The organism is Polaribacter sp. M10 (assembly GCF_054968445.1).
Window position 1 is genome coordinate 55,711 of the sequence record NZ_JBSSBG010000014.1, and the last position, 19,021, is coordinate 74,731.

General features: G+C 29.7%; 18 protein-coding genes. 7 read left to right on the top strand and 11 right to left on the bottom strand.

All coding sequences use genetic code 11. The features are described 5' to 3' along the window. Positions 1 to 11 precede the first annotated feature (11 nt). Genes ACWYN7_RS12570 through ACWYN7_RS12580 form a run of 3 tightly spaced genes read right to left on the bottom strand, consistent with a single transcriptional unit; the run spans position 12 to position 2,904 of the window. Complete coding sequence (locus ACWYN7_RS12570) at positions 12 to 506, bottom strand: DUF2271 domain-containing protein (RefSeq protein ID WP_462860327.1); 495 nt, start codon at positions 504 to 506, stop codon at positions 12 to 14. Positions 507 to 516: 10 nt separating this feature from the next. Continuing rightward, complete coding sequence (locus ACWYN7_RS12575; protein WP_462860328.1) at positions 517 to 1,995, bottom strand: ankyrin repeat domain-containing protein; 1,479 nt, start codon at positions 1,993 to 1,995, stop codon at positions 517 to 519. Positions 1,996 to 2,001: 6 nt separating this feature from the next. After that, positions 2,002 to 2,904, bottom strand: coding sequence for a DUF6607 family protein (locus tag ACWYN7_RS12580; RefSeq protein ID WP_462860329.1), 903 nt, complete (start codon positions 2,902 to 2,904; stop codon positions 2,002 to 2,004). Between the two features lie 98 nt (positions 2,905 to 3,002). Between ACWYN7_RS12580 and ACWYN7_RS12585 the strand changes: the two genes are divergently transcribed. Beyond that, positions 3,003 to 5,129, top strand: coding sequence for a TonB-dependent receptor plug domain-containing protein (locus ACWYN7_RS12585; RefSeq protein WP_462860330.1), 2,127 nt, complete (start codon positions 3,003 to 3,005; stop codon positions 5,127 to 5,129). An 11-nt stretch (positions 5,130 to 5,140) separates the two neighbouring features. Next, entirely contained in the window at positions 5,141 to 6,223 is a 1,083-nt protein-coding gene (locus ACWYN7_RS12590; protein ID WP_462860331.1) for an HmuY family protein, read from the top strand. 61 nt (positions 6,224 to 6,284) lie between these two features. On the opposite strand, the gene ACWYN7_RS12595 is transcribed toward ACWYN7_RS12590, so the two are convergent. Beyond that, positions 6,285 to 6,860, bottom strand: coding sequence for a YdeI/OmpD-associated family protein (locus ACWYN7_RS12595; RefSeq protein ID WP_462860332.1), 576 nt, complete (start codon positions 6,858 to 6,860; stop codon positions 6,285 to 6,287). Between the two features lie 276 nt (positions 6,861 to 7,136). On the opposite strand from ACWYN7_RS12595, the gene ACWYN7_RS12600 reads away from it, so the two are divergent. From ACWYN7_RS12600 to ACWYN7_RS12610, 3 genes are all read left to right on the top strand, one after another. Then, on the top strand, positions 7,137 to 9,242 hold the full coding sequence (locus tag ACWYN7_RS12600; RefSeq protein ID WP_462860333.1) for an HAD-IIB family hydrolase: 2,106 nt from the start codon (positions 7,137 to 7,139) through the stop codon (positions 9,240 to 9,242). Between the two features lie 4 nt (positions 9,243 to 9,246). Beyond that, positions 9,247 to 10,521, top strand: a complete 1,275-nt coding sequence (locus ACWYN7_RS12605; protein WP_462860334.1) for a glycosyltransferase — start codon at positions 9,247 to 9,249, stop codon at positions 10,519 to 10,521. A 104-nt stretch (positions 10,522 to 10,625) separates the two neighbouring features. Beyond that, positions 10,626 to 11,507, top strand: coding sequence for a carbohydrate kinase family protein (locus ACWYN7_RS12610; protein ID WP_462860335.1), 882 nt, complete (start codon positions 10,626 to 10,628; stop codon positions 11,505 to 11,507). Positions 11,508 to 11,517: 10 nt separating this feature from the next. On the opposite strand, the gene ACWYN7_RS12615 is transcribed toward ACWYN7_RS12610, so the two are convergent. The 4 genes from ACWYN7_RS12615 to ACWYN7_RS12630 form a co-directional block, all read right to left on the bottom strand. Next, entirely contained in the window at positions 11,518 to 12,315 is a 798-nt protein-coding gene (locus ACWYN7_RS12615) for a M23 family metallopeptidase (protein ID WP_462860336.1), read from the bottom strand. A 2-nt stretch (positions 12,316 to 12,317) separates the two neighbouring features. Then, on the bottom strand, positions 12,318 to 13,658 hold the full coding sequence (locus tag ACWYN7_RS12620) for a M28 family metallopeptidase (protein ID WP_462860337.1): 1,341 nt from the start codon (positions 13,656 to 13,658) through the stop codon (positions 12,318 to 12,320). Positions 13,659 to 13,661: 3 nt separating this feature from the next. Next, positions 13,662 to 14,984: a hypothetical protein gene (locus tag ACWYN7_RS12625; RefSeq protein ID WP_462860338.1), complete on the bottom strand. Its 1,323-nt coding sequence runs from the start codon at positions 14,982 to 14,984 to the stop codon at positions 13,662 to 13,664. Between the two features lie 95 nt (positions 14,985 to 15,079). Further along, the gene (locus ACWYN7_RS12630; RefSeq protein WP_462860339.1) at positions 15,080 to 15,424 is read right to left on the bottom strand and encodes a DUF6249 domain-containing protein; all 345 of its coding nucleotides are present in this window, start codon (positions 15,422 to 15,424) and stop codon (positions 15,080 to 15,082) included. A 244-nt stretch (positions 15,425 to 15,668) separates the two neighbouring features. On the opposite strand from ACWYN7_RS12630, the gene ACWYN7_RS12635 reads away from it, so the two are divergent. Further along, the gene (locus ACWYN7_RS12635) at positions 15,669 to 16,253 is read left to right on the top strand and encodes an RNA polymerase sigma factor (protein WP_462860340.1); all 585 of its coding nucleotides are present in this window, start codon (positions 15,669 to 15,671) and stop codon (positions 16,251 to 16,253) included. After that, the gene (locus ACWYN7_RS12640) at positions 16,240 to 16,650 is read left to right on the top strand and encodes a hypothetical protein (protein WP_462860341.1); all 411 of its coding nucleotides are present in this window, start codon (positions 16,240 to 16,242) and stop codon (positions 16,648 to 16,650) included. Before ACWYN7_RS12635 ends, ACWYN7_RS12640 begins: the two co-directional genes overlap by 14 nt. On the opposite strand, the gene ACWYN7_RS12645 is transcribed toward ACWYN7_RS12640, so the two are convergent. The 3 genes from ACWYN7_RS12645 to ACWYN7_RS12655 are packed head-to-tail and all read right to left on the bottom strand — an operon-like array spanning position 16,647 to position 19,009. Beyond that, entirely contained in the window at positions 16,647 to 17,273 is a 627-nt protein-coding gene (locus ACWYN7_RS12645) for a TMEM175 family protein (RefSeq protein WP_462860342.1), read from the bottom strand. The genes ACWYN7_RS12640 and ACWYN7_RS12645 overlap by 4 nt on opposite strands. Positions 17,274 to 17,280: 7 nt before the next feature. Next, positions 17,281 to 18,456, bottom strand: a complete 1,176-nt coding sequence (locus ACWYN7_RS12650) for a nuclear transport factor 2 family protein (RefSeq protein WP_462860343.1) — start codon at positions 18,454 to 18,456, stop codon at positions 17,281 to 17,283. A 37-nt stretch (positions 18,457 to 18,493) separates the two neighbouring features. Continuing rightward, positions 18,494 to 19,009 (bottom strand): GNAT family N-acetyltransferase, encoded by a 516-nt coding sequence (locus tag ACWYN7_RS12655; RefSeq protein WP_462860344.1) that lies wholly within the window; start codon positions 19,007 to 19,009, stop codon positions 18,494 to 18,496. Positions 19,010 to 19,021 lie beyond the last annotated feature (12 nt).

A 19,021-nucleotide genomic window follows, 5' to 3' on the forward strand; every position in this document is an offset into this window, starting at 1 on the left:
TTTTGAATGTGTTATTGAGGCATCATTCTTATGTAACGAATAAATCCTTTGCCTTCAACTTTAGATTTTATGTTTTCTGATGTCAACTCAAACTCTACATCATCTTTATGGTATCCTTGGTCTTCTACAGCAGTTTCGAATCTAATAGTATACCCTTGGTTTACTTTATCATCAGGAATTTGAATTACGCTAATTGAACGCTCTCCACCACTAATAGTTGCACCAGTTATGGCATCAATATCAGCACGTTTTTTTCCTTGAAAATTCCACCATTCTGTAATGTCAAAATACCATTCATCATCATCACCTTGAACATATAAAGTTTCTTCATATTCACCTTTAGGATTTAATAAAGAGATTACAATATAAGCACCTTCACCAGTATAATTTTTCATCTGAATCATACATTTATAAGGCGAGCTTTCTGTGTATTTTTTAAAACTAAATAAAGCAGTTATCATTATGAATACAACTGGCAATATTAAAAGGGTTCTTTTAGTTTTCATTTTTGTAATTTTATTTTAGAAATGTAATGTTGATGTTTTTCTTTTTTAATAATTCGTTTTCTGATGCCAAATCATATACAGTTTCATCAAAATCAGTTTTAATGTTTTTATCTGCACCAACACTTAATAAGTATTTTATAATTTTGTCGTCTTTGGCTTTCATTGCTGCAATTTGCAATGCAGTTATGCCTTCTTTATTTTTTGCATTTACATCAATATTAAATTCAGCCAACCTTTTTAATAAAGCTAAATTATTTTCGTTTGCTGCAATATGTAATAAGGTATTGCCTGAGTTTTGAAGTTTGTTTATTACCAATCCGTTATTTTCTAAAACTTTCAATTTGGTTTCAAAAGCCTCTTTATTTCTACCACCAAAACTATTAATTAAATAGTAAGAAAGTGTATTACCATCTTTGTCTACAGTATTAATATCTGCACCTTTTTCTATTAAAAAAGCAACAACATCAGCAGAATTTCTACTCACTGCATTTGTTAAAGCTGTTGTACCTTTTTTATTTTTTAGGTTGATGTTTTTTACCTCTTTAGCCAAAAATTCTACAATTTTTAAATTACCACTATTAGCAGCCACCATAAAAGGAGTATTGCCTTCATGATCTTGTAAATTAACATCTACACCTTTCTCTAAAAAGAATTTATAAATGTTGATGTCTTTGTTATTTCTAGCAATTAAATGCAAAGGATTTCTGTTTTCATGATCGATAACATTTACGTTAATGCCTTTGTCTGCCAAAAATTGATACGTTTCTAAAGTGTTACTTTTTCTTCTAGAGCCTTGACTTGCAAAAATCATTGCGTTTTTACCAGTATCAATTCCTTTGTCTATTAAAGTTGCTAAAAATTTTGTGTTTCCACCTTTTGCAGCATATTCAAAAAAGCCATTTCCATTGTTATCTTTATCATTTAAAGAAGCACCATTGGCTATCAAAAGATCTACAATTTTAAAATCCTTTAGGTGAGCAGCTACTAACAATAAAGCATTTGCACCATCATGATTTTTTTCTTTAGTAATGTCTGCTCCAACCTCAATACCATATTTATAAATCTCAGGATTTGCTTGCCCTGAAGAAGCTGCAAAATTTAGAAATGTATTACCATGCGTATCTACAACATCCGTTTTTGCACCTTTAGAAATTAAGTATTTCATAACTTCTAATTTACCACTGTAAGCAGCCCAGTGTAAATACGTTCTACCATCGTGAGTAATTTTATTTACGTTGTTATTGTTTTTTGCAATGATGTATTTAATTACATCATCATCGGCTTTTGCATTTATAGCGTAAACAGTAGCATCAAACGCATTTCTGTTCGATTTTTCTACATCATTACCTTCTGCAATTTTTTGATCTACAGTAGCTATGCTTGGTTTAGATTGCCAAAAACTACGATCGTGAAAAATGTTTTTTTGTTGTGCAAAAGTTCCGAAGCTAATCAGAAATAATAAGATTGATATTTTTTGAGAATTTTTCATTTTTATTTATTTTTTTACAAATGATTCGATTATTGTATTCATTTCTTGTTCTTCACTTATTTCATCAGCAAATAAATGTTTGTAAAGTGGCTTGTTATCTACTTTAGTTGCTAAAGTTAAATTGGTATTTCTACCATAAACTTCTGCCCATTTGTTTCTAACTAGTTGCCATTTTTCATTATGTGCAGCCCACCAATCTGCAGCGGCTTTACATCTGCTATCATCAACTCTTTTATAAGTATTGTATCCTTTTTCTTTGGCCAAAATTACATCGTCTTTACCAGTTTCGCGAATTAATTTGCTATTATCTTGGTCATGTACCCAACCATAATCTGTAATTTCGTGTCTGTTTGTTCTTAAAGTAATATTATAATCGCTTCTTTTTGTATATTCTCTTCTAGGTAAAGGAGCAGTTGTTGTATTTTCCCAATAACTTTTTCCATCTACATGTACCCAAGAACCAGAACCTTCATATCTAGGACTGTCATCTACTTGATATACTTTTTGTGTCCATTGTTTCTTTACCTCTTTTTTGTCTTTTCGACTATAGGTCCAATTGTTATCGCCATTAAACATGTAAAAATCTGTGTTTTCATACAGCCAATCTTGTCTCCAATGTTTAATAATCATAGGTTTAGCAGGGTTACCAACTTGTAAAAGATGCTGAATAGATATTTTATTGTTATCATCTACAACCAAACCAGCCCATTCTAAACCTTTGTCTACTTTGGTTTTAGAAGGTTTATAATTTTCATCTTCGCTATAATTAAAAGTTTCAGCAAAATTGAAAGTTACCTCAAAACAGCCGCACATTTCTTTAATAGCTTCTTTGTCTTTTGCTTTTTTGCTTTGTGCATTTGTTATAAACGCAACAATAAGTAAAAAGCTTGTTAGTACTAGTTTTTTCATTTATGATTTATTTAGGTAGTATTTATTTTTTGACAAAAATATAAAATTAATTTAGATTGATTAAAAATAAGATATATATTTGTCGAAAATTATTAAGAATGTTTCTAAATAACAAATGTATTGTTTTTTTCTTATTGATAAACTTGGTTGCATTTAGCCAAGAGCAACAAAAAGATTCTACTAAAATTACTGAATTAGAGGAGGTTGTAATTACTGGGCAGTATAACCCAAGGTCTATTAAAAAATCGGTACACAATGTAATTGTTATAAAGAGAGAGCAAATAGAAAATCAGGCAGCGAATAATTTAGCAGATTTATTGAATTTTAATTTGAACTTAACAATTATACCAAGTTCACAAACAGGTAAGTCTAGCATTTCTTTCTTTGGATTAGATGCGCAATACTTTAATATTTTGGTTGATAATATTCCGTTAGTAAGTGATAATGGTTTAGGAAACAACATCGATTTAACCCAAATAAATTTAGATGATATAGAGCGTATTGAAATTGTAGAAGGAGCAATGGGTGTAGAGTATGGAGCCAATGCCGTTTCTGGAGTTATAAATATTATCACTAAAAAAAATATAGACAACAATTGGCAAATTAGAGCTTCTATACAAGAAGAAACTGTAAGTAAAGAATATGCTTTGTTTGATGAAGGTAGGCATATACAATCTTTAAATATAGCGAATCATGTTACTGATAATTGGTTAGTAAGATTAGGTGTAAATAGAAATGATTTTGCTGGTTTTTATAATGGCAAACAAGGTGCAAATTATTACGAAAACGATGGTTTAAGAGGTTATGATTGGTTGCCAAAAGAACAATTAAATACCAATGCTTTTGTTCAATATCGTAAAGAAAAATTTCAATTTTTTTATAAGTTCGAATATTTTAATGAGTTAATTAATTATTACGATGCTACTGTAAGAGCAAATATAGATGTTGCAGCACAAACAAGTAACCCTTCTGCTACAGATAGAATTTTTACAACTAACAGATTTGTAAATAATTTAAATTTTTTAGGGCAATTAAATTCTGGAGCTAATTATAATGTTGCTCTTTCTTATCAAGAACAAAAAAGAAATTTAAATGAGTTTAACTACTTTATTTTAAGTAAAGAACGAAGTAATGAAACCGATGAAACGTATCAATCTAGTAAAGTATTCTTTTCTAAAGGTAATATTAATAACCTTGTAAAAAGCGATAAATTTAATTTTCAATTAGGCTATGAAACTCGTTTTATAACGGGTTTTGATACAGAATCTTCTGGAGAAATTACAGGAAAAGATAAGGAACAATCACAAAATAATTTTGCTGTTTTTGGTTCTTCTGAATATAAATTTTCTGAGAGGTTTACGTTAAGACCAGGAATTAGATACGAATACAATTCATTATTTAAATCTAAAGTTTTGGGTTCTTTAAGTGCACGTTACTTAATAAAAAATGGATTTGAATTACGTGGTAATATTGGTACATCTTACAGAACACCTAATTTTGAAGAACTCTATTATTATTTTGTAGATTCTAATCATGATGTGAGAGGTAATGAAAACTTGAATCCTGAAAATGGATTTACAGCTTTTATCAATCTAAAAAAATACAGTTATATAAATAATATTTCTGTGCTAAATAGTATAAAAGTTAGCTATTTAGATGTTTCTGATAAAATAGATTTAGCCATTGTAAATACAATTCCATTACAATATCAATACATAAATATTGATAGTTATAAACTTTGGGGTATTACCACAACTAACAGCTTTAAAAAAGATGTGTGGACATTTAATATAGGAGCTACCTTACAAGGAATATCTAGAATATCAGAAAATGAAGCCAATGTAGAAGATGATTTTTTGTATTCTTTTCAATTAAACACAAGTGCAACTTTCAATATAAAAAAGTGGCAAACAGCCTTAACAGTTTTGCTAAAACATAATGGTAAACAACAAAATTACGTGTCTACTGATGTAGATACAGATGGGAATTCAATTTTCACAAAATCTACTACAGCTGCCTATAACTGGTTAGATGCTTCAATGAAAAAATCATTTTTAAACAACAAAATCCAAGTAACTCTGGGAGGTAGAAATCTTTTTGATGTTGTTAACGTAAATGTTAGTGGCACGAATTCAGAAGGTATTCATTCCGCCAACAACAGTGCTTTATTATTGGGTTATGGCAAATCTTATTACTTAAAACTATTATATAATCTTAATTTTTAATTTAAATAATCATGATAAACAAATTCTTAACTTTTATTTTATGTGTTACAGTGTTTTCTTTTATAAGCTGTAATGATGATGATACACCCACAGAACCCATAATTATTGTAATTGATGGAGCATCTATAGCACCAGAAGTTGGTGGTGCAAACCAACCAAACCAAGTTTATATAGATTTAAGCACAAACACAACAACCGTTGTTAAAAGAGATGCTTGGGATCTTGGTTTTTATTCTGGTTCTGAGTTTAGAGTAGCACTTAATGGATCACTGTATATGGCAACTGCTCAATTATCTTCTACAGATATAAATGCAGTAAATTCAACAACAGCAGAAGTACAAGAATTATTACCAAAAGTTGCAGTTGGTACTTTTGATGCAGCAAATACAGCTTATGTAGATGCCCCAATTGGTACAATTACAGAAACAGCAATTGCAGAAATTTCAGATACAGATGCAAATAATAATGTGTATTTACTAAACTTAGGATATGAAGTTGGCACTGAAACTCCAGAAACAGGAAGTGTGGCTATTACAGGCGATACTAGAGGTTGGAAAAAAATTAGAATTCTAAAAAGCGGTTCTGATTATGTTTTACAATATGCAGATTTAGATGCTACAACTTATAACGAAGTAACTATTGCTAAAAACGCAACTTATAATTTTACTTTCTTTAGTTTTAATTCTGATGGAGAAGCGAGTGTAGAACCAGAAAAACAAAACTGGGATTTAAACTTTACTGTTTTTACAAATGAAATAGAAGGTTATGGTTCTTACGGATATTCTGATTTTATTACAAATAATACAAAAGCAGACGCACAAGTATACATGATTGATACAGATGTAGACGCTCTTACTTACGATACTTTTACTTTAACAGATGTTGTAACAGCAAATTTTGTAACAGATCAAAGAAGTATAGGAAGTAGCTGGAGAAATGGAGGAGGGCCAGGTAGTTTACCTTCTTTAAAAGACAATGTTTTTTATGTGGTTAATGATACAGATGGTAATCTATACAAATTAAAATTTTTAGCATTAACAAATGCAGATGGTGAGCGTGGTCATCCAGAATTTGTATACAGCTTACTTCAATAATTTTCTTTTTGTTTATTTTTTTTAAAGCTATTTAGACTTTGGTCTAGATAGCTTTTTATTTTTAGCGAGTATCCCTAGATTTAATATTTTGCTCGCAAAAAGAAATAATTTCAGCTATTCTTTTTTGTCTAGTAGCTGGTCTTTTTGCTTGATGAATCCAATACAAATAACTTTTTCTATAACTAGGTGCAAAGTTTTTAAAGTTGGTAAAAGCAATCTCGTTTTTATTGAATTCAGCTTGTAAATCAGTAGGTATTATACCTTTCTCAACATCATCTAAAGCAGCCCAAGAACCATTTTTTTTGCCAATTGCAATAATTTCTAGTCCGCTTTTGTGCATTAAATTATTTGCGGTAAGTTCTTTAATGTATTTTTTGTTTAAAGCGCTCCAAATACTTTTGGTATTTCTAGGGCAAAAATATTGTCTGCGTTTGCCATTTCCTAAACTTTTTACGGTAGCATCTATCCAGCCATAGCATAAAGCCACTTTTACTGCTTCTTCCCATCTCATAGACTCTTCTTCGTTTGCTACTTTGTAAAAAATTAAATATACTCCTTTAGATGTTGCATAATTTTTAGAGAGCCAATTTCTCCATTCTAAGTCATTTTTAAAATAAAGTTCTGGTTTTTCTGACATAGCCTAAAGATACAATAATACAGAAAAAGTACTCGTAAAGCAGATGCAAAGTTTAATGTTTCAAACAAAAAAAGCACCAATTAATTAGTTTTTTACGGATAAAATTTTTGAAAATAATGGTTTTCAAAATACAGCAATCAGATTAATTAATACCTATAATTATCATAATCATAAAAATGCAATTCTAAAAAGCTAAAACCGGTCTTCTACTTGGATTTGATTTTTGTTTTTTTTAATTTAACAAATATTGAAACTTAAACTTTATAAAAATATTTTATGATTTCGAACAACTCAGATTTAGAGAACCATATAAAATTATTATCTTTTGATATCGATAATACCCTAATCGATTTCCACACTTTTAAAAGCAACTTTACCAAAACTTGGATAAAGTATGCAGACGATTTAGACATTATTTTAACATATAATACAGGTAGATTAATAGATGATGTTTTAGGTTTAATAGATAAAGGCGTATTGCCAAAACCAGATTACATAATTTCTGGTGTAGGTACTCATATTTACGATTACAAAAAAGGTGCAACAGTAAAAGAATTTAACGATGTATTAGATGATGGTTGGAATCTAGATTCTGTAGAAACTATTATGTATAGTTTAGATCATCCTATAAGCGAACAACCAAGTAAATTTCAACACAGCTATAAAAGAAGTTACTTTTTTCATGATGCCAGCGATGATTTAATTGAAAGCGTTTCTCAAAGGTTTTGGGATGCAGATATGAATGTAAATGTGGTGTATTCTGGTAATAAATTTTTAGACATTTTACCAAAATGGGCAAATAAAGGAAACGCATTAGAGTGGCTCTTAAGAAGGTTAAAACTAAAAACCAATCAAGTTTTAGTAGCTGGAGATAGTGGAAACGATTCTGCAATGTTCGATTTAAAAAATGTAAACGGAATTGTTGTTTCCAATGCCCACGAAGAACTTTATAATTACACAAAACATAAAAAAGTTTATCACACAGAAAAAGAAAAAGGAGGTGGTATTATAGAGGGTTTAATCTATTATAAAGTATTACCAATAGAAGCTAGTAAAGAAAATAACATAGACCATTCAGATGAATTTTTTATTCAGAAAGAACTAGACAACATCGCTCTTGAAGATGGTGATGAGCAATTGGCTTTAATACAAGAAGGGTACGTAAAAGCAGTAGAAGCTTTAAAGAAAAATATAACTCCATTAGGTTTTTCTGCTTGTTCTATAAAAGACAATGTGGCTCATGGAACAGATGAAAATTATTACAGTGTTTGGGCTAGAGATGGTGCAATTACTGTTATAGGATCTTTATCTTTAATTCATGATAAAGAAATTCACGATTGTCAGCGTCAAACTTTATTAACTTTATTAGAACACATTTCAAGAAGTGGTCAAATTCCATCAAACGTAAGGATAAAAGACAACACACCAGATTATTCTGGAGTAGGTGGTATTTGTTCTATTGATAGTGGAATTTGGGTAATCATTGCATTTTATGAATATATAAATGTTACCAAAGACATCGATTTTTTAAGAAAATATATTGGTGATATTAAAGAAACCATGCGTTGGTTGGGTGCACACGATAGTAATAATGATGCGCTTTTAGAAATACCAGAAGCTGGAGATTGGACAGACTTATTTGGTAGAAGTTATAATATTTTATACGATGAAATTCTATGGTACAGATCTAACGTTTGTTTTGGTAGAATGTTAGAAATGTTAGGAAACCACGAAGAAGCTGGGGAGTATATTAGATGGTCTCAAGTAATTAAAAAAGAGATTGTTACTAATTTTTGGCCATCTACACAACAACAATTATTTAGCTCAGTGTCTTTTGCAGAAAAACAATTTACTCTAGGAGATACATCTTATTTAATTGCACAAACCACACCTTTCGATTTTTCTTGGAGATGTGATACACTTGGAAATATTTTGGCCTTTTTACATGGTACTATAGATGCAGAAAAAGCACATCAAACTTTTAAATTTATGTTAGGTGTAGGTGTAAATGATCCTTTCCCTGTAGCTAATGTATACCCAGTAGTAAGTCCTGGAGATCCAGATTGGAGGCCTTATTACACTGTAAACCTGCTCAATTTGCCTAATCATTATCATAATGGAGGTATATGGCCTTTTGTTGGTGGCTTTTGGGTAAAATTTGTAAACAAATTAGGCTTTAGAGATGTGGCTATTGCAGAATTACACAAACTAGCATTAATCAATAAAGAAGGGATCAATCACGAGTGGGAATTTACAGAATGGGCACATGGTGTTACAGGTAAACCAATGGGTAAAGCTTACCAAGCTTGGTCTGCTGCTCAGTACATTTCTGCTTATCACGATTTAAAATTAACAAAAACTAAAATTAAAACTAAAAAATAGAAAGATGAAATCGATATTAATGATTTCTTTACATGGATATGTAGGGGCAAATGCAGAATTAGGAAAACCAGATACAGGAGGACAAGTTGTCTACGTTTTAGAATTAGCAGAACGTTTTAGCAGATTAGGTAAAACCGTAGATTTAGTTACAAGACAGTTTGAAGATCAGCCAGAATATGATGATGTAAATGAAAATTGCAAAGTATGGAGAATTCCTTTTGGCGGTAAAAAGTTTATCCGAAAAGAAGATATGCACGATCACTTAAAAAAGTTTGTAACCAATACTTTAGCTGCCATTAAAAAGGAGAATAAAAAATATGATGTAGTTTATTCTCATTATTGGGATGCAGGTTGGGCAGGCCAAAAAATTGCAGAAGAATTAGGTATTTGTCACGTGCATACACCTCACTCTTTGGGTTGGTGGAAACAGCATACAATGGGTAGTGATATGGATGAACAAGAAATGGAAAAAACCTATCGTTTTAAAGAACGTATTAGAAAAGAATATTTCGTTTATCAAATGTGTAATTTTGTAATTGCCACGACTTTACCTCAGGTAGACTTGTTAACACAACAGTATGATGTATTGCCAAAAAATTGTAGCATGATTCCTCCAGGAATTGATGAAAATCGATTTTTTCCAGTACCATCTAAAGAAAATGATAAGATTAGAGCAAAATACGATATACAACCTACAGATGTACTTGCTTTAGGAAGAATGGCACATAACAAAGGGTATGATTTGCTGATTAATTCTTTACCAACTCTTTTTGAACTTTGTCCAGAAGCGAGATTAGTTGCTGCAATTGGTGGAGATTCTAATCAAGATAGAGAAGGAATTGAAAAATTAAAAAAAGTAGCTTCAGAAATTGGAGTGATGGATAAAATAAAATGGAAAAATTACATTGCAGATGAAGATTTAGCAAATGTGTATCGATCTGCAAGTATTTTTGCAATGCCTTCTAGATACGAACCATTTGGTATGGTAGCCATAGAAGCCATGGCATGTGGTACACCAAGTGTGGTTACTGTTCATGGAGGTTTGTGCGATTTGATAGATTTTGGTAATCAAGCATTATTTGCAGATCCACATAGGCCTAAAGAGTTTGGTGCAATGATGGCAATGCCACTTTTATATCCAAATTTAAGAAACGAAATGTCTGTAGAAGGTGCTCGTTTTGCAAGACGTAATTTTGGTTGGACAGGAATTGCAAAACGCATGTTAAGTATTTTTGCGAGTTCTATAAATCAACGAACATCAGAATCTAATATTTATTAAAAAATTAAGTACAAAGTAAAATGAGTAGATGGTATATAATTATTTTAAATACGATTTGCTCATTTTATTTTTCATTTTTATCAATAAAGAAATTATAAAAATATATGGCTAAAATTGTTTGTTTTGGTGAAGTTTTATGGGATGTATTTCCTACACATAAAAAAATTGGAGGAGCACCATTAAATGTTGCCATTCGACAAAGCTCTTTTAATAATCAGGTTACCATGATTAGTGCTGTTGGTAATGATGATTTAGGAAAAAGAATTCTAGATTTTATCAACCAAAAAGGAATAGACACAAAATTTATTCAGGTTTTAGAAGATTTCTCTACAGGAGAAGTTACTGTAACTTTAGATAAAAAAGGTGGAGCAACTTATCAAATAGTGCATCCAAAAGCTTGGGATAAAATAGAGTTTAAAGAAGCAGCAGCAGAAATTGTAAAACAGGCAGATGCTTTTGTTTTTGGGAGTTTAATTGGCAGAGATGAGGTTTCTAAAAATACACTGTATCAATTTTTAGAAGTGGCTAAATATGCCATTTTTGATGTGAATTTAAGAGCACCATTTTATACCAAAGAACTTTTAATAGATTTTATGAATAAAGCCGATTTTATTAAATTTAATGATGATGAGCTGTATGAAATAAGTGAGTATTTAGGTTCTGAATTCAAAAATTTGGAACAAAATATTCATTTTATATCAGAAAAAACAAATACAAAACATATCTGTGTAACTAAAGGGGAACATGGTGCAGTTTTACTATACAATAATCAGTTATTTTACAATAGTGGTTATAAAATAAAAGTTAAAGATACTGTGGGTGCAGGAGATTCTTTTTTAGGTACTTTAACCAGTAAATTGTTAAATGGTTATTTACCGCAACAAGCGATTGATTTCGCTTGTGCAATTGGAGCTTTGGTGGCTCAAAAAGAAGGCGCAAATCCTGAAATAAGCCAATTAGAAATTAAAAAATTTATGAATATTTAAAATAGAATTCTTAATGTTTAGCAAATTTTCCTTTTTTATATTTTGATGAAGAAGAACCATTTAAAACAAAGGGGATTGATGCAAAGCCATTTGGAGTTGGTTTATAAACTGCAAAATGTAAATGTGGTTGTGTACTAAAACCTGTGTTTCCAGAATAACCAATAGGTTCTCCTTGTTTTACGGTGTCTCCAATTTTTGCAATTGCCCCTTCTTTTTTTAAATGTACATATTGTGCATAAGTGCCATCATTGTGTGCAACTACTATATAATTGGCGTATTTTAAGTATTTTCTTAGTCCACCACCAATATTGGAGTCTTCTTTTACATTAACAACCAAACCGTCTCTAATAGCACAAACAGTTTCGCCGACCTTCATTTTAAAGTCAATTGCATATTTAGAGAAATTACCTTTATGTGTAAAACTGGTATTTTGACCTTGTAAAATTTTATAACGTTTTCCTTTTAAAAAAGGCAAAGCATAATTGTACAAAGTATCATATCTTTTTAAATTAGAAGGACCATATAAAAAGGTAAATTCGTATTTTTCTAATACTTTTATAGAATCGAATTCATTTTTAGAAAATTGTAAAATTTTTATAGAATCTGGTTTCTTAAAATCGATATACTTTTCTTGTTGTAGCTCTAAATTTTTAATTTTAAGAAAAGTATTTCCTAAAACAGGATTCTTTAAAACCACGAAAATAGAATCGCCAAACTCTTGAAATTTTATAAATTTTGGTTTTGTTTTTATTTCATTCTTAGCGCAAGAAGCAAAAACTATTAAAAAAAACAAGTAAAATAAACGCACTTTTATCGCCAAATTTTATTCGGAAAAACAACTACGCTTTCGTGCCCATTTTCGCCAACAGCAGCTACACCAAAAAAGAAATTATCAATTACAATTCCGTCTAAAGTAAATTCTGTAGTTTCTACATATCTAGAATAATCCCAAGTAGGCGAAGTTGTGTCTCTCCAATAAATCTTGTACCCTTTTGCGCCTTCAACTTTGCTCCATCTTAATTTGGCTGATGGTTTTACAATACCTCCAATTTCTACAACTTCAGGAGCTTTTGGAGCCCAAGCTAAAGAAGCTAAATTAATGGCGTTTACAGCAGTTAAATTTTTTGCATACGGAAAATTTACGTGCTCAAAAGTATCACCATAATGAATTCCGTTTTCGGTTCTAATATCTTGATGTTGTTGGGTATAATTTTCATGAGCTTCCATAATTCTAATGCCTGCAAAACCCAAGTCGTTAAAAGGTCTGTGATGTCCTCCACGTCCAAAACGATCTAATCTATAAATCATCATCGGATTCATTTCTGGCATATACGTTTTGGTTGTTTTGTGCACATATCTTGCTAGTTGTCTAGAAATTCCATCAACTTCGCCACCATAAAAACGACGAGCAGTTGCTTGTCTTGCCAATTTTTTAGCATCTTTTTCATCAGTAGTAATAGGTTCAGAAAAAATTCTAAACGCTCTATTGTCTGTAACACCATCTACACCAGTTATGTTACCAATCATATCATTATTTAAAATACCGATAATTTCCCATCCTTTTTCTTTGGCATGTTTTGCTAAACCAGCACCACCAAAAAGTCCTTGTTCTTCGCCAGAAAGTCCAACATACACAATGCTACTTTCAAATTTATATTTGCTTAAAACTCTTGCAGCTTCTATAGTACCTGCCATTCCTGATGCATTATCATTGGCACCTGGAGCATCTGTGGTAAAATCCATAGTATTGCTTGCTCTAGAATCGATATCTCCACTCATAATAATGTATCTGTTTGGGTATTTTGTGCCTTTTTGTATGGCTACAACATTAACAACCCAAGCATCATGAGGTACTCTTCTGTTGCCTTCTTTGGTTACAAAATCTTTTTGATAAAATACATTTAAACAATTATCACAATTTGTAGAAATGCTTTCAAATTCAGACTTTATCCATCTTCTTGCAGCTCCTATTCCTCTGGTTTCAGAAATGGTGTCAGAAAAAGTATTTCTTGTACCAAAATCGGTTAATTTTTTTACATCAGCTTTAATTCTATCCGCAGAAACAGCATCTATTATGTCATAAATTTTTTGATCTGTTTGTGCTGATATTATTGTTGTTAATAATATTAGTAAGAATGTAATTTTTTTCATGTATTACTTTTTAAATTTCCAAAAAGGAATGGTTACAATTATTGGGTTTACAGTATCTTTTTTTCGAATTCTTTTTCTAGTAATTTCTAAAAAATGCTTGCCATAAGATAATGTTTCTATGTCTAAAAAAGTTTCAAACCCCAGTCTTTTATATTTATTTGTGGTTGCTATAAAATCGGATTTATATTTCTTTTTATCAATATAAATTTTATAAGTATCATTAAGCGTTTTGTAATATTCTTTGGTTAAACTATCTCTTTTTTTAGGAAAACTGCCAAAAGAAACTGCACTAGAACGCAAGCCTCTTCTGTCTTCTTTTGGTTCTAGACCTTTATTCAATTCATATAATCTATCCTCTAAATTTTCATTATGAATCAGAAATACTTTTAAGTAATTATCTGTTATTACTTTTGATGGAATTGAGGCGGTTTTAATAAAATCGTTTTCATGTACTATTTGATCATCGTAATTATTGGCATTAGAATAGTATTTAGATGATCTGTTTTCTTTGTTTAAATAATTCGATTTATGGTTGCTAAATGTAGTTAAGAAAATGATGCCCACATAAATAGGGATTAAAATCCAGCTGAGTTTTTTACCAAATTTATTGTCTAAAAAGTTGTAAACTAAAGGTCTGTATAAAAAGGATAAAGTTATAAAACTGAATATTTTATAAATAGGGAAATAGAACTTAGAAATCCATTTTTTTCTTTTTAAAAAACCTTGACTAATAAAATCGATAAAAGTTAAAAAAGCACCAAAACAAATAAATACTATTAATGATATGCCTATTACCAAAAACATGGTTTCCCAAAAGCCATTTAAATCGTTATCTAAAAAAATAAAAACCGTTAACATTATAGCAATTAAGCATAATAAACAAGCTAAGAAATAGAAAATAAACAGGAAAGAAACTGCAAAAAGTACACTACAATAGTTTTCTAAATTGGCAATATACTTATCAAAAGAACCAATTCTTTTTTGTAAAAATTTGGTAAATTTTTCTGAGTAATTCAGTTCATCATAATCGATATCTCCAGAAATATAACGTAAGCCCAAAGCACCAATCCATAAACCTCTTAAAATTACGTGTATTAGTAGGTTAGAGACTAAAATCCAACTAGAAACTAAGGCTGCATACCATAAAATTGTGCTTACTAAATCTTGTTCATTTTCTGCAATATCGTATCGAATTCCTATAGGTTCTATGGCAGAAAAAAGCCCGAAAATGGCAAAACCAGAGATTAGTAATTCTAGTTGCCAACTTTCTTGTTGTAGTTTGTCTAATAATTCTCTGAATTTTGAATTTTGATAATTTTGTTCCATCAAAAAAAATATAGCTAAAGATACTTCGCTTTTTAAAAATAGAAAAACCACTTTATGTTAAATAAAGTGGTTTTAAGCTAAATTTTGATAAAATTTTACTCTTGATCTAATTTTTTAGTTAAAGTAAAGCCAGTAAACAAACCAACACCAGCCATAAAGAAAATACAAGCAGGGTAAATACCATCACTATCCATAGTTGTGTAAGTGTCTAAAAGTAGTGCTAAAAATACGCCAAGCCCAATTCCCATTAATAAAACAGCTAAGTTTAAAACGATTACTTTACCTGTAGATGATGAGGTTTTTTGATGGCCTTTCATAAAAATTGATGCTTCTACACCTTTTTCTATTAATGCCAATCTTTCTTTGTTTCTGGTAGAAAAGAACAAATAAAATACTCCAAAGATGCTTCCAAATATTATTGCTAAAACTGCGATTTCCATAATTTATAATTTTAAAGTTTAAATGATTAATTTTTGTGTGTTTGTAGCTTTGACGACAAGTTTTATGTTTAGGTTACACTAAAATTTATTTTTTTATCTTTTTTTGATGTTTTGTTTGTTTAAATTTCTGTGATTGAGTTTTTTATGTTTTTGTTCTATTTAATTTTTTAGGATTTAAAATCTTAATTTTAAAAAAATGGAATAAAAGTGTAACCTAAAATGATAAAACACAGTCATAATAGAAATGACCAACAACAACGACCAACTTTATATTACAAAAATTATTAACGGAGATGCAAATGCTTTTGCACATCTTGTTGATAATTATAAAAATATGGTGTTTAGTTTGGCGTTTAAAATAACAAAGAGTAGGGAAGAGGCAGAAGAAATAAGTCAAGATACATTTATAAAAGCCTATAAAAATTTAAGCAATTTTAAAGGCGATTCTAAATTTTCTACTTGGTTGTACAGAATTGCATATCATACAAGTTTAGATGCAATTAAAAAGCATAAAAAAAATAGTTCAACTTTTGAAATTAATGAAATTACATTCAACCAAATACAAGATGTAGAAACTATTTTAGAAGGAATTGAAAGAAAAGAGCGCTCTAAAATTATGGATAATTGTTTGCAAAAATTACCAAACGAACAACGTTCTATAATTTGGATGTTTTATTATGATGAATTATCTTTAAAAGAAATTACAGAAGTTACTTCTTTGTCTGAAGCCAATTTAAAAGTAAAATTACACAGAGCTAGAAAAAAATTACTGACTATTGTTAAAGAAAATGTATCACCAGAAATTATAGAAAATTATGGGAGAAAATAAACACATAGAAGAATTAGATGCTTTTGCAAAAAAGTATGTAAAAGAAATTGAGCAAGAAAAACCATCAGCAGATTTTACAGCTTCTTTAATGAAAACTATTTTGGCTGAAAGTAAATCTAAAGTTTTTAAAACAAAAGCTTTAATTTCTAAAAAGGGTTGGGCAATTATTGTTGGCTGTATGTTAGCAATTGTTTTGGTTTCGCTTAAAACATCAAAAGAAAGTTTAATACAAACTCCAGAATTTAATTTTTCATTTTTAGATAAAATTCAAATTCCAGAATTTTTATCAGCAGTAAGTTTATCAAATACGGTTTTATATGCTATATTTTTCTTCGGATTAATGATTTTAGCACAAGTTGTATTTTTAAAAAAGCATTTTAACAAACGTTTTGACTAAAACTTTAAGTTGTGTTTTTTATGAAATTTTACAGAATGAAAATAACATAGAGGACCTAAAAAAGCATACACAAACCCAGGAACTCCAAATAGTAAGCCTACTTTAAATTTTGCTAACATAAAAGAGACAACACCCACAATTACAAAAATTAAAAAGTGTCTGGAATAAAACAGTAATTTTAGGTTTTTGCCATTTTCTGTATCCTTTTTAAAAGCTCTTAAATATAGAAAAAGAAAACAGGTAAAAATTAAAGTAAAGCCAATACTGTAAAGCTGAAAAATATTCGAAAAATTATCGATACTAATTTTTTCGCCTCCCATACCTGTATTTAATAAAGAACGGATAGGAAATATGTAAAAAAGTACAGTAAAAAGTAAAATCATATTTAGGCTAATAATCCAATTATCAATATAATTTGTTCTTCTAAAAAAATTGTAATGTACTTTCCAGATGGCCATCATCACAAAAAAACTAACCGCAAAACTTATAAAATTGGGCAGTTCTTGTGTAAAAGAAGTTATGGAAGTGTTTATACCAATATTCACAACCATTAATGTGGCTGCAAAAGCAAAAACACCATCTGAAACACTTTCTAATCTGTCTTTTGAGTGAATGAATTTCATTTTTAATTTACATAAAAGTTACACTTGTAATTTTTCCGTTTTTTGTGGTGTAAATAGCAACTGCTTTAAAGGTTTTGCCATTTACAGTTACCAATTCGTGGTCTATTATTTTATCCTTAAAAACAATTCTTTTTAAGATTTTACAATGTAAATCTGGCGTATTTTTAAAAAATGAAGCATAGTTTTCTCTCATTTGTGCTATGCCTTCATAACTTAATTGATTTGGAAATCTGTATACTTTTACATTTTTAGCATACGGTTTTAAAAATGCATCAATGTCTCTTTTATTATAACCTTGTAATTGTTCTTCGGCTAAATAGGCAGGCGAAACTTCTGCAACAATAGCCAATTTTGTACTTGTAGCATTTACCGCAATTCTTGATATATTATTAATATTTTCATCAGTAAAATTGAAAAATAAACTAAGATTTTTATCTTTCTTCGGATTGAATTTATAAATAGAATTCCCTTTAGAAATGAGTAAAGTACCATTAAGTAACCAAGTTACATCTTCAGATTTACCCAGAGAGCAGATGGTTTTAATTTCTTTATTTTCTAGATTTAAAGATTTTAAAATCCAGTTTTCTTTGTCAGCTTTGCTTATAAAACTCACCAATTTTGTATTCGGTATTTTATGTATCGAACGTCCAACCATTTTGGCAACTGTGGTGTTGGTTTTCTTTTTTAAATCAGAAATAACAAGGTGTAAACTATCGTTAACAATTACAGAAGCAACAAGCGTATTTTGATTATACCAATAAGGATAAGCGACTTTTACATTTGGTATTAATTCAGAATCTTTACCTGTTTTAAAATTATAGGTATAGAAGCGTTGCAAACCATCATTATCTAATCTTACAGCAGAAACATTTTTAGAATTCGGAATTTTCTGAGGCGAATATTCACCACCATTTTCTGTGTTATTAATAAAGGATATTTCTTGATTTCTTATGTTGTATTTTGCAATATCTGTTTGTCCATTTCTTGCTGATGCAAACAAAACAAGATTATCATTATAAAAATAGGGCTGACTGTCATAACCTTTATTATTAGAAATGTTTTTTCCGTTTTTTAAGTGATAATCTTCTCCAGAAATTTCAATATCAAAAAGATGAATTTCTGTATCAACTTGAGCAATAATTACCTTGGATACAAAAAATAGGAGAACCGCTAATTTTTTCATTTATTATCTTTTTTCTCAAAGATAGCAAAAGAAAAATTTAAAATTCTAAATACATAATATGATTTGGGTTGCTATGCCTTTCTGATATTTTAAAATTATAATCACCAACTTTTTTAAAACCAACTTTATTGTAAAATTTTATGGCTTTTTGGTTTTCTACCCAAACTGCCAACCAAATACCAATCTGATTGTTTTTTTTGCAAAGTTGTAGATTAAAGTCGAAAAGAATTTTACCCAAACCCAAATTGTAAAATTCTTCTAATAAATACAACCTGCTCAAGTTTGTAATGTTTTGAGCAGGTATGTTTTTATTGGCTTTATTAAAGATGATTTTAGAGTACCCAGCAATTTTATTATTGTAATAAATTAGATAATACAAATTGTTATCGTCTAATACATCAGATTTAAAAGTGTTTTCGTTAAAATTATGGGTTACATAATTGTCGATATCTTTTTTAGGAGCAGAATGTCCGTGAGCAGTTAAAAAACTTTCGGCTCCTATTTTAGATAAAAGTTCTGCATCTTTAGGCTGCGCTTTTACAATTTTGTGCATTTATAATACAAA

Bases quoted from the DNA above. Each gene is read 5' to 3' on its own strand.
- ACWYN7_RS12610 (WP_462860335.1), top strand. From the start codon at position 10,626: ATGGCTAAAATTGTTTGTTTTGGTGAAGTTTTATGGGATGTATTTCCT.
- ACWYN7_RS12640 (WP_462860341.1), top strand. From the start codon at position 16,240: ATGGGAGAAAATAAACACATAGAAGAATTAGATGCTTTTGCAAAAAAG.
- ACWYN7_RS12590 (WP_462860331.1), top strand. From the start codon at position 5,141: ATGATAAACAAATTCTTAACTTTTATTTTATGTGTTACAGTGTTTTCT.
- ACWYN7_RS12635 (WP_462860340.1), top strand. From the start codon at position 15,669: ATGACCAACAACAACGACCAACTTTATATTACAAAAATTATTAACGGA.
- ACWYN7_RS12655 (WP_462860344.1), bottom strand. From the start codon at position 19,009: ATGCACAAAATTGTAAAAGCGCAGCCTAAAGATGCAGAACTTTTATCT.
- ACWYN7_RS12620 (WP_462860337.1), bottom strand. From the start codon at position 13,658: ATGAAAAAAATTACATTCTTACTAATATTATTAACAACAATAATATCA.
- ACWYN7_RS12570 (WP_462860327.1), bottom strand. From the start codon at position 506: ATGAAAACTAAAAGAACCCTTTTAATATTGCCAGTTGTATTCATAATG.
- ACWYN7_RS12625 (WP_462860338.1), bottom strand. From the start codon at position 14,984: ATGGAACAAAATTATCAAAATTCAAAATTCAGAGAATTATTAGACAAA.
- ACWYN7_RS12595 (WP_462860332.1), bottom strand. From the start codon at position 6,860: ATGTCAGAAAAACCAGAACTTTATTTTAAAAATGACTTAGAATGGAGA.
- ACWYN7_RS12600 (WP_462860333.1), top strand. From the start codon at position 7,137: ATGATTTCGAACAACTCAGATTTAGAGAACCATATAAAATTATTATCT.
- ACWYN7_RS12630 (WP_462860339.1), bottom strand. From the start codon at position 15,424: ATGGAAATCGCAGTTTTAGCAATAATATTTGGAAGCATCTTTGGAGTA.
- ACWYN7_RS12585 (WP_462860330.1), top strand. From the start codon at position 3,003: ATGTTTCTAAATAACAAATGTATTGTTTTTTTCTTATTGATAAACTTG.
- ACWYN7_RS12580 (WP_462860329.1), bottom strand. From the start codon at position 2,904: ATGAAAAAACTAGTACTAACAAGCTTTTTACTTATTGTTGCGTTTATA.
- ACWYN7_RS12605 (WP_462860334.1), top strand. From the start codon at position 9,247: ATGAAATCGATATTAATGATTTCTTTACATGGATATGTAGGGGCAAAT.
- ACWYN7_RS12650 (WP_462860343.1), bottom strand. From the start codon at position 18,456: ATGAAAAAATTAGCGGTTCTCCTATTTTTTGTATCCAAGGTAATTATT.
- ACWYN7_RS12645 (WP_462860342.1), bottom strand. From the start codon at position 17,273: ATGAAATTCATTCACTCAAAAGACAGATTAGAAAGTGTTTCAGATGGT.
- ACWYN7_RS12575 (WP_462860328.1), bottom strand. From the start codon at position 1,995: ATGAAAAATTCTCAAAAAATATCAATCTTATTATTTCTGATTAGCTTC.